11 protein-coding genes are annotated in these 13,042 nt (G+C 65.8%); 9 read left to right on the forward strand and 2 right to left on the reverse strand.

The genetic code is table 11. From position 1 onward, the window contains the following. Window positions 1-31: 31 nt before the first annotated feature. Together B552_RS0100435 and B552_RS0100440 are read right to left on the reverse strand one after the other, a co-directional pair. The gene (locus tag B552_RS0100435; protein ID WP_019447012.1) at window positions 32-1,078 is read right to left on the reverse strand and encodes a serine/threonine protein kinase; all 1,047 of its coding nucleotides are present in this window, start codon (window positions 1,076-1,078) and stop codon (window positions 32-34) included. A gap of 11 nt (window positions 1,079-1,089) precedes the next feature. Continuing rightward, window positions 1,090-2,703: a DEAD/DEAH box helicase gene (locus B552_RS0100440; RefSeq protein ID WP_019447013.1), complete on the reverse strand. Its 1,614-nt coding sequence runs from the start codon at window positions 2,701-2,703 to the stop codon at window positions 1,090-1,092. Between the two features lie 241 nt (window positions 2,704-2,944). Between B552_RS0100440 and B552_RS0100445 the strand changes: the two genes are divergently transcribed. The 9 genes from B552_RS0100445 to B552_RS0100490 all read left to right on the forward strand — a co-directional run bounded on the left by B552_RS0100445 (window position 2,945) and on the right by B552_RS0100490 (window position 13,038). Then, window positions 2,945-4,627: a ClcB-like voltage-gated chloride channel protein gene (locus tag B552_RS0100445; RefSeq protein ID WP_019447014.1), complete on the forward strand. Its 1,683-nt coding sequence runs from the start codon at window positions 2,945-2,947 to the stop codon at window positions 4,625-4,627. A gap of 171 nt (window positions 4,628-4,798) precedes the next feature. Further along, window positions 4,799-5,176 carry a hypothetical protein gene (locus tag B552_RS0100450; RefSeq protein WP_019447015.1) on the forward strand — a complete coding sequence of 126 codons (378 nt, stop codon included), beginning with the start codon at window positions 4,799-4,801 and terminating at the stop codon, window positions 5,174-5,176. A gap of 63 nt (window positions 5,177-5,239) precedes the next feature. Further along, entirely contained in the window at window positions 5,240-6,592 is a 1,353-nt protein-coding gene (gene miaB, locus B552_RS0100455; protein WP_019447016.1) for a tRNA (N6-isopentenyl adenosine(37)-C2)-methylthiotransferase MiaB, read from the forward strand. 6 nt (window positions 6,593-6,598) lie between these two features. Continuing rightward, window positions 6,599-7,594: a PhoH family protein gene (locus B552_RS0100460; RefSeq protein ID WP_019447017.1), complete on the forward strand. Its 996-nt coding sequence runs from the start codon at window positions 6,599-6,601 to the stop codon at window positions 7,592-7,594. Window positions 7,595-7,596: 2 nt separating this feature from the next. After that, window positions 7,597-8,334, forward strand: coding sequence for an rRNA maturation RNase YbeY (ybeY, locus tag B552_RS0100465; RefSeq protein WP_019447018.1), 738 nt, complete (start codon window positions 7,597-7,599; stop codon window positions 8,332-8,334). Window positions 8,335-8,466: 132 nt separating this feature from the next. Next, window positions 8,467-9,354: a transporter associated domain-containing protein gene (locus B552_RS0100470; RefSeq protein WP_019447019.1), complete on the forward strand. Its 888-nt coding sequence runs from the start codon at window positions 8,467-8,469 to the stop codon at window positions 9,352-9,354. Further along, window positions 9,351-10,979, forward strand: coding sequence for an apolipoprotein N-acyltransferase (gene lnt, locus B552_RS0100475; protein WP_019447020.1), 1,629 nt, complete (start codon window positions 9,351-9,353; stop codon window positions 10,977-10,979). The genes B552_RS0100470 and lnt overlap by 4 nt, the downstream gene beginning before the upstream one ends. 485 nt (window positions 10,980-11,464) lie before the next feature. Next, a complete protein-coding gene (gene glyQ, locus B552_RS0100485) occupies window positions 11,465-12,418 on the forward strand; it encodes a glycine--tRNA ligase subunit alpha (protein WP_019447022.1) in 954 nt (317 codons plus the stop codon). After that, window positions 12,415-13,038, forward strand: coding sequence for a hypothetical protein (locus tag B552_RS0100490; protein WP_019447023.1), 624 nt, complete (start codon window positions 12,415-12,417; stop codon window positions 13,036-13,038). Before glyQ ends, B552_RS0100490 begins: the two co-directional genes overlap by 4 nt. Window positions 13,039-13,042: the final 4 nt, after the last annotated feature.

Here is a 13,042-nt window from a genome sequence, read left to right on the forward strand (position 1 = left end):
GGGAAGCGCCTGAGGTAAGGTCAGACCGAGATCAGGCCCACAGCGGCGGCTCGTCCATCAGCGCGATCTGTTCGCGCAGTTCCAGGATGCGGTCCTGCCAGTATCGGGCCGTACCGAACCACGGGAACGCGGCGGGAAACGCAGGATCGCGCCAGCGGCTGGCCAGCCACGCACTGTAGTGCAGCAGGCGTAGCGTGCGTAGCGCCTCCACCAGCCATAGTTCCCGCGAATCGAACTCGGCAAAATCCTCGTAGCCGGCCACGATGTCGGCAAGCTGGTCCTGCATCGCCGCCCGGTCGCCCTCGAGCAGCATCCACAGGTCCTGCACCGCAGGACCCATGCGGCTGTCGTCGAAATCAACGAAATGTGGGCCCGGCGTGCCACGTCCGCGCGCATCGGCTTCGTCGATCCACAGCACGTTGCCGCGATGGCAATCGCCATGCAGACGCAGCAGGCTTACGTCGCCTGCGCGCTCGTAGCAACGGCGCACGCCGTCGAGCGCCAGATCGACCGCAGCGCGCCACGGCGCCAGCAGGTCGGCGGGAATGCAATCGTGCGCCAGCAGGTAATCGCGTGGCGCGGTGCCGAATGTCTCGATGTCCAGCACGGGCCGCGCCTGATACGGCGCGGTAGTGCCAATGGCATGGATGCGACCGATAAAGCGGCCAAGCCACATGCGCGTATCGGCCTGGTCGAGCGCCGGCTCGCGCCCCCCGCAGCGCGGGAACACGGCGAAGCGAAAACCTTCATGCGTGAACAGCGTGGTACCGGTCTGCTCGCGGGTGCTGGCGACCAGGGCCGGCACTGCCGGAACCTCGGCATCGGCAAGCTGCTGGACGAAGGCATGTTCCTCGAGAATCGCCGCATCGGTCCACCGGCCCGGCCGGTAGAACTTTGCGACGACCGGCGCGGCGTCCTCGATGCCCACTTGCCAGACGCGGTTCTCGTAGCTGTTGAGCGCCAGCAGCCGGCCATCCGGATAGAACCCCGCCGCCTCGAGCGCATCGAGGATGCACTCGGGCGTCAGTCCCGCATAGGGGACTTCATCGGTCGGCGAGGGATTATCCGGCAAGGTCATGGTTGACCCGATTATGGCGCCGACTTGCGGTTGCCGCCCAGCAGCGCAGCCTGCGGGGCTGGCCGGCGGTTACGGGCGGGCGGCGCGGCGGCATCCTGTGCCGGACGTGCCTGCTGCGGGCGTGGGCCCGCGCTCTTGCCACCATTGCCACCATTGCTGCCATTGCTGCCATTGCCACCATTGCGGCCTTGGCCGTTGCCGCCCTGCCCGTTGCGCGGGGCATTGCCGTTGCGGTTGCCGCCGCCATTGCTGCCACCGTTGCTGCCACCATTGCCGTTACGGCCCTCACCCTGCGCCGATTGTGCGGGACGCTGGCGAGGCGCTTCCTGGCTCTGGCCCTGGCCCTGACCGTGCTGGGCGCGCGGCGGACGCCGTTCGCCACCGCCGGCGTTCTGGCCATTGCCACGCGGCTGGCCGCCACCACGTTGCTGGCGACCCTTCTGGATCGGCTCGGCCTTGATGGTCGGGTCGACCTCGAAGCCGGGCAGCAGCACCTGCTCGATCTGGCGCTTGATCAGCCGCTCGATATCGCGCAGCAGGCCATGTTCATCAACGCAGACCAGCGACACCGCCTCGCCCTCGGCACCGGCACGGCCCGTGCGGCCGATACGGTGCACGTAGTCTTCCGGCACGTTGGGCAGGTCGAAGTTGACCACGTGCGGCAACTGGTCGATATCGATACCGCGCGCGGCGATATCCGTGGCCACCAGCAGGCGCAGCGTGCCGGCCTTGAACTCGGTCAGCGCGCGCGTGCGGGCCGACTGGCTCTTGTTGCCGTGGATCGCCAGCGCGGACAGGCCGTCCTTGGTCAACTGCTCGGCAAGGCGGTTGGCGCCATGCTTGGTGCGCGTGAATACCAGCACCTGGTGCCAGTCGTGCTGGCGCACCAGATGGGCCAGCAGTTCGCGCTTGCGCTCGCGATCGACCTGAAACACGCGCTGGTCCACGGTTTCGGCCGTGGTGTTGCGGCGCGCCACCTCGATGGAGGCAGGATTGTCCAGCAGGCGGTCGGCCAGCGCGCGGATATCGTCCGAGAACGTTGCCGAGAACAGCAGGTTCTGGCGCTTGGCCGGCAGGATGTTCAGGATCTTGCGGATGTCGTGGATGAAGCCCATGTCGAGCATGCGGTCGGCTTCATCGAGCACCAGCAGTTCGATATGCGACAGGTCGATCGTACGCTGCGACACATGGTCCAGCAGGCGGCCTGGCGTGGCCACGACGATGTCGACGCCGCGCTTGAGCGCTTCGATCTGCGGATTGATGCCGACGCCGCCGAACATCACCATCGAGCGCAGCTTCAGGTACTTGCCATAGTTGCGCACGCTCTCTTCAACCTGCGCGGCCAGTTCACGCGTGGGCGTAAGCACCAGCGCACGCACGGTCGGGCGCGCACCGCGCACCGCGTTGCCGCCTTGGGCTCGCGCAGCGGATTCCGACAACAGTTGCAGCATTGGCAGCGTGAAGCCTGCCGTCTTGCCGGTGCCGGTTTGTGCACCGGCGAGTAGGTCGCCACCTTTGAGAATTGCGGGAATGGCTTGCGCCTGGATCGGGGTCGGCGTGGTGTAGCCCTGTTCGGCCACGGCACGCACCAGCTTGTCGGACAAGCCGAGTTCGGAAAAAGACATGAAATGACACTTCGGCCGCCCGCCGCGCAAGAAAGTGCGCCAATCGTGGGGCAGCTCGGGTAGAAAACCATACCTGAAAGGGTCAGGCCCGGCTGGACGGGTCGATTGCCCCCCGGCGCCGGTCAGGAAAGGGCCGTAGTGTACCAGTCCAACGACACCCCTGGATCGATATGGTTACCGGGTGGCGCTGCGCTATCATGGCTGCCACCCGGCCCCGGCGCCCCACGTCCTTCTCATCGCCATGCGGCTCCGTTTTCTCGAAGACCAGGAAGTCACGCTATTCGCGGCCATCCCCGTGGGGATCCTGGCTGGCATCGTCACGACGCTATTCAAGACCGCGATCGAATCGAGCGGAGTGGTCATGTTCGGCACCAACGCCGACATCGTCATGGCGTTCGCCGGCCTGGCGCTGGCGTGGCGTGTCGTGATTCCGGCACTTGGCGGCGCACTGGCCGGCGGGCTGCTGGTGCTGGCCAATCGCGCGGCCGCCGCCGAGCCCGGCCCGGCCGACTACATGGACGCCGTGGCGCGCGGCACCGGGCGCCTGCCACTGAAGATCACGCTGTTGAGAGCGCTGTCGTCGTTCTGCTCGATCGTCTCGGGCAGTTCTGTCGGCAAGGAAGGCGCAATGGTCCAGCTTGCCGCGCTTTGCGGTTCGCTGTTCCCGTCGGCGCGCGCCGACCATACCGCAGGCGACACCAACATGCGCCGCATGCTGACGGCCTGCGGCGCGGCGGCGGGCCTGGCCTCGGTTTATCACACGCCACTGTCAGCGGCGGTGTTCGTCGCCGAGGTGGTGTTCGGCGCACTGGCCGTACAGCGGCTGATGCCGCTGTTCCTGGCCTCCGTGGCCGGTGCGATGGTCAGCCAGTGGCATGGCGGACTGCAGCCGCTCTACCCCGGACTTTACATCGATCCCGACCTGCGTCCGCAGATGCTGCTGGCAGCCGCGGCGCTCGGCGTGCTGGCCGGCGCGGCCGGCGCGCTGTTCATGCGCGCCGCCACCATCGCCCGCAACGGCTTCAGCCATGTGCCCGGCGGCCCCGCAACGCGCCTGGCACTCGGTGGCGCACTGGTCGGAATGCTGGCGATGCTTGTCCCCGAAGTGGTCGGCAACGGCTACTTCACGATCCAGACGATCCTGCAGGGCCAGCCGCTCTCGGTGCCGGTGTGGGGCGTGCTGGTGGCAAAGCTCGTGGCCACGGTGGCCAGCATCGGCTCCGGCGCAGTGGGCGGCGTGTTCACGCCGTCGCTGTTCGTTGGCGCGGCGCTGGGCCAGTTGCTGGCAATACTGGTGCCCGGCGGTGACATGTCGCCGGTCCTCCCGCTGGTCGGCATGACCGCATTCCTCGCAGCCACCAGCCAGGCGCCGCTGATGTCGGTGCTAATGGTGTTCGAGATGACGCTGTCGCCTGCGCTGCTGCTGCCATCGATGATCGGCGCCGTGGCGGCCTACTACACCGCGTCGCGCTGTCAGACGCTGTCGCTGTACACCGTGGTGGTGGAGCGCGAGCAGGCCTCGGCGGCGGCCGAACGTGCCCGCAGATTGCGTCTGGCGGGGCTGTGCGACCCCACGAACACCGTGATCGATCCCGGCGCCACGGTCGACCAGGCCGCCGACAAGTTCGCCGAAACCGGCACGCGCTACCTTTACCTCGTCAATGCCGATGGCGCGCTGGTCGGCGCCATCTCGATCCATGCGATCCAGCGCGCGCAGCGGGATGCGCCCGCTGCAAGCCTGCTGGACCTCGGCGATCTCGGCTTCCCGTCGCTGACGCCCGAGTCACGGCTGCGTGACGCGCTGGAGATCTTCTCGGTGCACGGCATCAACCGGATCCCGCTGGTCCGCGACACCTCCAGCCGCGAACTGATGGGCACGGTGTCCAAACAGCGGGTGCTGCAGGAAGCATCATCCCTGTTCTGATTACGCCACACCGCCCCGGGCTGCCATCCGCCCGATGTCCCCCTGATGCGGGGACAAAAGGGTAGAATCGCCGGTTACCCTGCCAGCGCGATGCCGGCTGTTTGCTGATGGCGTCCGGCGCCGGCGGCTTTGCTGTTCCATCCGCTTGCCACTCTTGTTGCCGGAGCTTTCATGCCCATGCCGTTTTTGCGTCTGTCGCTGGTTGCGTGCACTGCAACGCTGCTGATGTCCATGGCCCCGGCCATGGCTCAGGAAACCCAGCCGCTTCAAGGTACGCCGGTGCGCGTGATCCCCGCGGACGCCCCGATGGCCCGCATGGAACTCGCCCCGCCGACAGCATCGGAGCCGATGCGCGCCAAGCTCGACGGCAAGACCGTCGGCGTGGCCCCGGGCCTGCGGATCTTCAGCACCGAAACGCTGCTGATGAACCCGGTCACCGTGGCCGGCAAGAAGACCCAGGTGCGCTACACGCTCGACCTTTACGGCCAGCTGCTGACCGCCTGGGTATTGACCGACGCCGAAGTCAAGGCCTGGAAGGCCGCCCACTGAAGCATTTTCGATTGAACCTGTTGTGCCCTTGATGCCCCCAGGTAAACCACTGAGACCGGCACCATGAAGAAGGTATTTGTCAAAACGTACGGCTGCCAGATGAACGAGTACGACTCGGACAAGATGGTGGACGTGCTGAACGCCACGCAGGGCATGGAGCCCACGGACAACGTCGAAGACGCCGACGTGATCCTGTTCAACACCTGCTCGATTCGCGAGAAGGCCCAGGAGAAAGTGTTCTCCGAACTGGGCCGCATGAAGGCCCTGAAGGCCGCCAAACCCGACCTCGTGATCGGCGTGGGCGGCTGCGTGGCCAGCCAGGAAGGCGCGTCGATCGTGTCGCGCGCACCCTATGTCGATGTCGTGTTCGGCCCGCAGACGCTGCACCGCCTCCCGGACCTGATCAATCGCCGCCAGCAGACCGGCGTGTCGCAGGTCGATATCTCGTTCCCGGAAATCGAGAAATTCGATCACCTGCCGCCCGCGCGCGTGGAAGGCCCCAGCGCATTCGTGTCGATCATGGAAGGCTGCTCGAAGTACTGCAGCTACTGCGTGGTCCCGTACACGCGCGGCGAGGAAGTGTCGCGCCCGTTCGAGGACGTGCTGGCCGAAGTGGCGGGCCTTGCCGAACAGGGCGTGCGCGAAGTGACGCTGCTGGGCCAGAACGTAAACGCCTACCGCGGCGCGATGGGCGGCACGAGCGAGATCGCCGACTTCGCACTGCTGATCGAGTACGTGGCCGAGATCCCCGGCATCGAGCGCATCCGCTACACCACGAGCCATCCGAAGGAGTTCACGTCGCGCCTGATCGAACTCTACGGCCGCTGCGACAAGCTCGTGAACCACCTTCACCTGCCCGTGCAGCACGCGTCGGACCGCGTGCTGGCCGGGATGAAGCGTGGCTACAGCGTGGTCGAATACAAGAGCATCATCCGCCGTCTGCGCGCGTTGCGCCCGGACATGTCGATGTCGTCGGACTTCATCATCGGCTTCCCCGGCGAGACCGATGCCGACTTCGACAAGCTCATGGCGATGGTCAACGAAATCGGCTACGACACCTCGTTCTCGTTCATCTTCAGCCCGCGTCCCGGCACGCCGGCCGCGAACCTGCACGACGACACGCCGCACGAGGTCAAGCTGCGCCGCCTGCAGATCCTGCAGGCCACCATCGAGGAAAACGTGCAACGCATCAGCCGCGATATGGTCGGCACGGTGCAGCGCATCCTGGTGGAAGGCCCGGCACGCAAAGACCCGAACGAACTGCATGGCCGCACCGAGAACAACCGCGTGGTCAACTTCCCGCTGCCAGGCGTGCCCCAGGCCCAGCGCGACCGCATGATCGGCCAGATGGTCGATGTCAGCATCACGCAGGCTTTCCCGCATTCGCTGCGCGGCGAAATCGCCGTGCGCCAGTAACGAACCATGAGAATTCCTACCGCGGAGTTTGTCGCACCCAAGGACGACAACGTGCGCCTGCAGAACCTGTGCGGGCCGCTAGATGAGAACCTGCGCCAGATCGAACAGGCGCTCGACGTAACGATCCAGCGCCGCGGGCACCGCATGACGGTGCGCGGCGAACGCGCCCAGGATGCAGCGCTTGCGCTCGAGCGCTTCTACAACGATTCGCGCGTGGCGCTGTCGATCGACGACGTGCAACTCGGGCTAGTCGAGTCGCGCCAGGTGGCCGCACACGGCGCCTACCTGCCCGAGAGCGACGAGAACGGCGGGTTCAACGTCGACGATGAGTCGCCCGTATTGCATACGCGCCGCTCGGGTCTGCAGGGCCGCACCGCGATGCAGCGCGACTACCTGCGGAACATCCTGTCGCACGACCTCACGCTTGGCATTGGTCCGGCGGGTACCGGCAAGACGTACCTCGCCGTGGCCTGTGCGGTTGATGCTCTGGAGCGCGACGTGGTCAAGCGCATCGTGCTGACGCGCCCGGCCGTGGAAGCCGGCGAGCGGCTCGGCTTCCTGCCCGGCGACCTGGCGCAGAAGGTAGACCCGTACCTGCGCCCGCTCTACGACGCGCTCTATGACCTGCTCGGTTTCGACCGCACGCAGAAGATGTTCGAACGCCAGATGATAGAGATCGCGCCGCTCGCGTACATGCGCGGCCGCACGCTCAATCATGCGTTCATCATCCTCGACGAAGCGCAGAACACCACGCCGGAACAGATGAAGATGTTCCTGACGCGGATCGGCTTCGGCTCCAAGGCCGTGATCACCGGCGACATCACGCAGATCGACCTGCCGCGCGGCCAGAAGAGCGGCCTCGTGGAAGCGCAGCATGTACTGCACGAGGTGCGCGGGGTGTCGTTCACGCGCTTTTCCAGCGTCGACGTGGTGCGCCACCCGCTTGTGGCCCGCATCGTCGAGGCCTATGACGAATTTCACGCCCAGCACAAGGACGCCTGATCTTGACCAAGAAGTCTTCCAATGCCGCCAGCCTCGTGCTGTTCGATGCCGATGGCCGCGCGCGCAAGTCCGCAGCCAATGCGCTGCGCATCCAGCTGGCCGATGGCCGCAGCCTGACGCTGGACCTGTCCCAGGCCGGTGACGGCGTGGTGGCACTGCTCGCCGAGCACACCGACACGCACCAGCAGGCGGGCCTGCTGGTGCGCCCCGACAACAACGACGCACTGTCGGTGGCCGTGACGGCCACGCCGATTGTCACCACCACGGGTACCCCGGCCACGCCGCCCGAGCTGGACCTCGACGTGCAGCATGGCGACGGCGCATCGAAGCGCAACGGCCTGCCGGCCCGCAAGCAGATCGAGAAGTGGGTGAAATCGGCGCTCTACGCCGACGCCGCCCTGACCGTGCGTTTCGTCGACGAAGAGGAAGGCCGTACGCTGAACCGCTCGTATCGCGGCAAGGACTACGCGACCAACGTGCTCACGTTCGCCTACGCGGAGAACGCCGACGACCCGGTGACCGGCGATATCGTGCTGTGCTGCCCCGTGGTGGAAGCCGAAGCGAAGTCGCAAAAGAAATCGATCGAGGCCCACTACGCACACCTGATCGTGCACGGCGTGCTGCATGCGCAGGGCTACGAGCACGAGGACGAAGCCGAGGCCGAGGAAATGGAAGCCATCGAGACCGAGACGCTGCAGGCGCTGGGTTTCGATGACCCGTACAAGCCGATCAAGGACTGATGATGTCGGTGTTGCTCCCCTCTCCCACAAAGTGGGAGAGGGGAGCACCAAAAGCCACCCCGCGCACCGTCACGGACGCGCAAGGCTTTTAGTGTATGCTTCAAGCGATCTCCACCACGCGCTAGCCGCGACATGAACGACCCCTATCCCAGTTCGAAACCTGCCAACCACAAGCAGACGGATCGACCACGATCTCTACTCGAACGCCTTTCGGATTTCATCTCTCCCGAGCCGGACACCCGCGCCGAATTGCTGGAAGTGCTGCAGGACGCGCACGAGCGCAACCTGATCGATGCCGATTCGCTCTCGATGATCGAGGGTGTGTTCCAGGTATCGGAGCTGACCGCGCGCGACATCATGGTGCCCCGGGCACAGATGGACACGGTCAACATCGCCGACGCGCCGGAGACCTTCATCCCCTACATGCAGCAGACCGCGCACTCGCGCTTCCCGGTCTACGAAGGCAACCGCGACAACATCATCGGTATCCTGCTGGCCAAGGACCTGCTGCGCTATTACACCGACCCGAATTTCGACCTGCGCGAAACGTTGCGTCCGGCCGTGTTCATCCCGGAATCGAAGCGGCTGAACATCCTGCTGCGTGAATTCCGCATCAATCGCAATCACATCGCGATCGTCGTGGACGAATACGGCGGCGTGGCCGGGCTGGTCACCATCGAGGACGTGCTCGAGCAGATCGTTGGCGACATCGAGGACGAATTCGACCTCGACGAGGACCAGGACAACATCCTGCCCACCGCCGACGGCGCGTGGCGCGTGCACGGCCTGACCGAGATCGAGCAGTTCAACGAGACGTTCGGCACGGCGTTCCCCGATGACGATGTCGATACGGTTGGCGGCCTGCTGACGAACCACGTCGGCCATGTGCCGCATCGCGGCGAGATCATCACGCTGCCGCCGATGCGCTTCGAAGTCCTGCGCGCGGATGCCCGCCAGGTGCACCTGCTGCTGGTGCGACGTGAAGCGCCCGCCGAAGCCGATATCGTGACCGAGGCATGAAGCGCGTCGGCACGCCCGACGCCGTGGGCACCCACCGGGCCGGTTCGGCCGAATCACCGCTGGGCGGCACCCCGCCCTCTCCTTCCCAGACATTGCACGCCACATCACGCACCGGCACGGTGTTCCGGCTGCTGATTGCAGCCGTCCTGGGCTTGGCCCATACGCAGTCCTTCGCCCCGCACGATTGGTGGTGGCTCCAGATCCTGTCCCTGGCCGGGCTGGTGGCATTGATGGCCGGCGCCCCGCGCGCGCGCGCCGCGGCGGCCACGGCCTATGCGTTCGGCATGGGCTGGTTCCTGTCCGGCATCTGGTGGCTTTTCATCAGCATGCACGTCTACGGCGAGATGCCATCATGGATGGCGGGCCTGGCCGTGGTGCTGTTTGCCGGTTACCTGTCGATATGGCCCGCCCTTGCCGGTGCAACGTGGCATTGGCTGACACAGCGTGGCCGTGATGGCGTATTCGCCGCCGTGACGTTCGGCGCCACATGGGCGCTGTCCGAATGGCTGCGCGGCGTGGTGTTCACGGGCTTCCCGTGGCTCGGCAGCGGCTATCCGCACACCGACGGGCCGCTGGCCGGCTTCGCGCCGCTTGTCGGGGTCTATGGCATTGCCGCACTTGCGGGAACCATCGCAGCGCTGATCGTGGTGGGCGTGCGGGCCGTTGGCCGTCCGCGCGCGGCACGTTCGGCGGGAATCGCCTTCGGCATCGGCGTGGCCGTGCTGGCTGGCGGCTTCGTGCTGGGGCCGATTCGCTACACATCCCCCATCGGCCAGCCGATCCATGTACGGCTGCTGCAAGGCAACGTGGCGCAGGACATCAAGTTCGAACCGGCAGGCATCGAACGCTCGCTGGAACTCTATCGCGACCTGATCACCGCTGCGCCGGCCGACCTCGTGGTCACGCCCGAAACCGCGTTTCCGGTGATCCTGCAGGAGTTGCCGGTGGAAATCGCCCGTGATGTGCGGACCTTCATGGAGAAGACCGGCACAACGATCATCTTTGGCGCTGCGGGGGCCGATTCGCCGGTGGACTTCACCAACAGCGTGTTCGCGATCGGGCCGGAGCAGGATCAGCTCTACCGCTACAACAAGCACCATCTGGTGCCGTTCGGGGAGTTCATCCCGTTCGGGTTCCACTGGTTCGTCGACATGATGAAGATGCCGCTCGGAGATTTCCGGCGCGGCACGCTGGACCAGCCGGCCGTGCCGGTACGCGGCATCCACGTGGCGCCCAACATCTGCTACGAGGATCTGTTCGGCGAGGAAATTGCCGCCACGCTGCGCCAGCAGGCCACACCGGCCAACATGCTGGCCAACGTCACAAACCTGGCGTGGTTCGGCGACACGATCGCACTGGATCAGCACCTTCAGATCTCGCGCATGCGTGCACTGGAAATGCGCAGGCCGATGCTGCGTGCCACGAATACGGGGATGACTGCCGTGGTGGCGCCTGACGGCACAGTGCAGGTGAAGCTGCCGACATTCAGCGTGGGCACGCTGACGGCAACCGTGCAGGGCATGCAGGGCGTGACGCCTTATATCCGATGGGGCAACGCGCCGGTGCTGGCCGGCAGCCTGCTAGTGCTGCTGATGGCACTCGGCGCGCGGCGCGCGCGCCGGTAAGCCTGGCCGGGGCAAAGCCCCCGGCACTTCAGCCGACCATCGAGGCGGCGATCGAGACCGCGGCGGCGGCGGCCATCACGGCGAGGGCGACAAGATACGGCTTGCGAGACAACAGCGACATGACAAATCCCCAGAATGTTGTTTCCGATGCTCCCCGTTTTGCTTTCCGGCCTTGCGCGTTGACCCGCGGTCAAGGCAGACAGCCCGGGCCGCAGCCTGTCGTTTTGTGAATTGGCTGCGTACTTCAACTGTATACAAAAATCATATCGACACCTATCGGGGACATCTGAAACCCGGGTCGGGATTTACCCGACCCGTTGTGAAACCCCGACACCCGCCATACTGCATTTTTCGCACCCTCCGTCACCTGATTCCTGCTCGCGTACGGATGGGGCGCCCCAAAAACCCGATAGAATTCAAGGTTTGGCAAACCCGGCGCGAGACGACTCGTGCACTTGCCCGCCAGCTTCCTTTTTTGTCTTCCTATGCTGACCTTCCAACAAATGATTCTGACCCTGCAGGCCTATTGGGACCGGCAGGGTTGCGCGCTGCTGCAACCGATTGATCTGGAGGTCGGCGCCGGGACGTCGCACGTGCACACGTTCCTGCGCGCAATCGGTCCGGAGCCGTGGCGCGCCGCCTACGTGCAGCCGTCGCGCCGCCCCAAGGACGGCCGCTATGGCGAGAACCCCAACCGCCTGCAGCACTACTACCAGTACCAGGTGGTGCTCAAGCCGGCGCCCGAGAACATCCTGGAGCTGTACCTGGGCTCGCTCGAGGCACTGGGCCTGGACCTGAAGCAGAACGACATCCGCTTTGTTGAGGACGACTGGGAAAACCCGACGCTCGGCGCATGGGGCCTGGGCTGGGAAGTCTGGCTCAACGGCATGGAAGTGACCCAGTTCACGTACTTCCAGCAGGTTGGCGGGATCGACTGCAAGCCGATCACCGGCGAGATCACCTACGGCATCGAACGTCTGGCGATGTACCTGCAGAAGGTGGAAAACATCTACGACCTCGTCTGGACCGAGTGGGAAGAAAACGGCGAGACACGCCGCCTGACCTACGGCGACGTGTACCACCAGAACGAAGTGGAACAATCCACCTACAACTTCGAGCAAAGCAACACGGAAATCCTGTTCCGCCATTTCTCCGAGCATGAAGGCGAAGCCAAGCGCCTGATGGGCGATACCGGCGAGAAGGCCGAAGGCGAGCAGGACAAGGCGGCGGGCACGCGTCTGGCGCTGCCTGCCTACGAACAGGTGCTCAAGGCCGCCCACACGTTCAACCTGCTTGACGCACGCGGCGCCATCTCCGTGACCGAGCGGGCCGCCTATATCGGCCGCATCCGCAATCTGTCGCGTCAGGTGGCACAGGCTTACTACGATTCGCGCGAGGCGCTGGGCTTCCCGATGTGCAAGAGCGGGGCTCGCGCATGACGACCCGTCTGCGCGGCGTCTGCACGATCGCCGCGTTGGCCGTGTCCGCTGCGGCGGCCGTCTGTGGCGGCAGCGCCCTTGCCTCCGCACGCACCACGGCTTCACCGAGTCCGCAGGCGCTCTACCTGCCGGCGGACCTCAGCAATATCTGCGAAGCCGACTCGCAGGCGCTGCAGCAGGCCATCACGCGGCACTGGCGGCCGTCGCTCAATTCGATCGACCAGTGGGCCCAGCTCGTGCGCTCGTTCTCGTGCGACCTGTCGGGCTCGCGCGATCTCGGCTGGCACCGCGTGCCGCTGCGCGCGTATGAAAGCGCAATCCGCTACCCGCTGCAGTGGGTCGAGTGGGAAGACCGCAACGGCCGGCCTCACCGCACCGTTCGCACGTACTACTCGGCCGCGCAGCTCCCGTCGAAGATCGATTTCTGGGTCGGCGGGCGCATCGACGAGATCCGCTACGACCGCAAGGCGCAACGGATCGATGCACGTTTCCCGGCCGCGGGCACCCGCGGCGCTTCCGGCGTGGCCGTGCAATGCGCCTACACCACGCTGCAATTCCGCCAGCAGAACGGCCTGTGGCTGCTGTCTGGCGTGGAACCCAATCTCGCGCCGCGCTGCTGATCAG

Source organism: Cupriavidus sp. BIS7 (assembly GCF_000292345.1).
Classification (GTDB): domain Bacteria; phylum Pseudomonadota; class Gammaproteobacteria; order Burkholderiales; family Burkholderiaceae; genus Cupriavidus.

Bases quoted from the DNA above. Each gene is read 5' to 3' on its own strand.
- B552_RS0100435 (WP_019447012.1), bottom strand. From the start codon at position 1,078: ATGACCTTGCCGGATAATCCCTCGCCGACCGATGAAGTCCCCTATGCG.
- B552_RS0100440 (WP_019447013.1), bottom strand. From the start codon at position 2,703: ATGTCTTTTTCCGAACTCGGCTTGTCCGACAAGCTGGTGCGTGCCGTG.
- B552_RS0100445 (WP_019447014.1), top strand. From the start codon at position 2,945: ATGCGGCTCCGTTTTCTCGAAGACCAGGAAGTCACGCTATTCGCGGCC.
- B552_RS0100450 (WP_019447015.1), top strand. From the start codon at position 4,799: ATGCCCATGCCGTTTTTGCGTCTGTCGCTGGTTGCGTGCACTGCAACG.
- miaB (WP_019447016.1), top strand. From the start codon at position 5,240: ATGAAGAAGGTATTTGTCAAAACGTACGGCTGCCAGATGAACGAGTAC.
- B552_RS0100460 (WP_019447017.1), top strand. From the start codon at position 6,599: ATGAGAATTCCTACCGCGGAGTTTGTCGCACCCAAGGACGACAACGTG.
- B552_RS0100470 (WP_019447019.1), top strand. From the start codon at position 8,467: ATGAACGACCCCTATCCCAGTTCGAAACCTGCCAACCACAAGCAGACG.
- lnt (WP_019447020.1), top strand. From the start codon at position 9,351: ATGAAGCGCGTCGGCACGCCCGACGCCGTGGGCACCCACCGGGCCGGT.
- glyQ (WP_019447022.1), top strand. From the start codon at position 11,465: ATGCTGACCTTCCAACAAATGATTCTGACCCTGCAGGCCTATTGGGAC.
- B552_RS0100490 (WP_019447023.1), top strand. From the start codon at position 12,415: ATGACGACCCGTCTGCGCGGCGTCTGCACGATCGCCGCGTTGGCCGTG.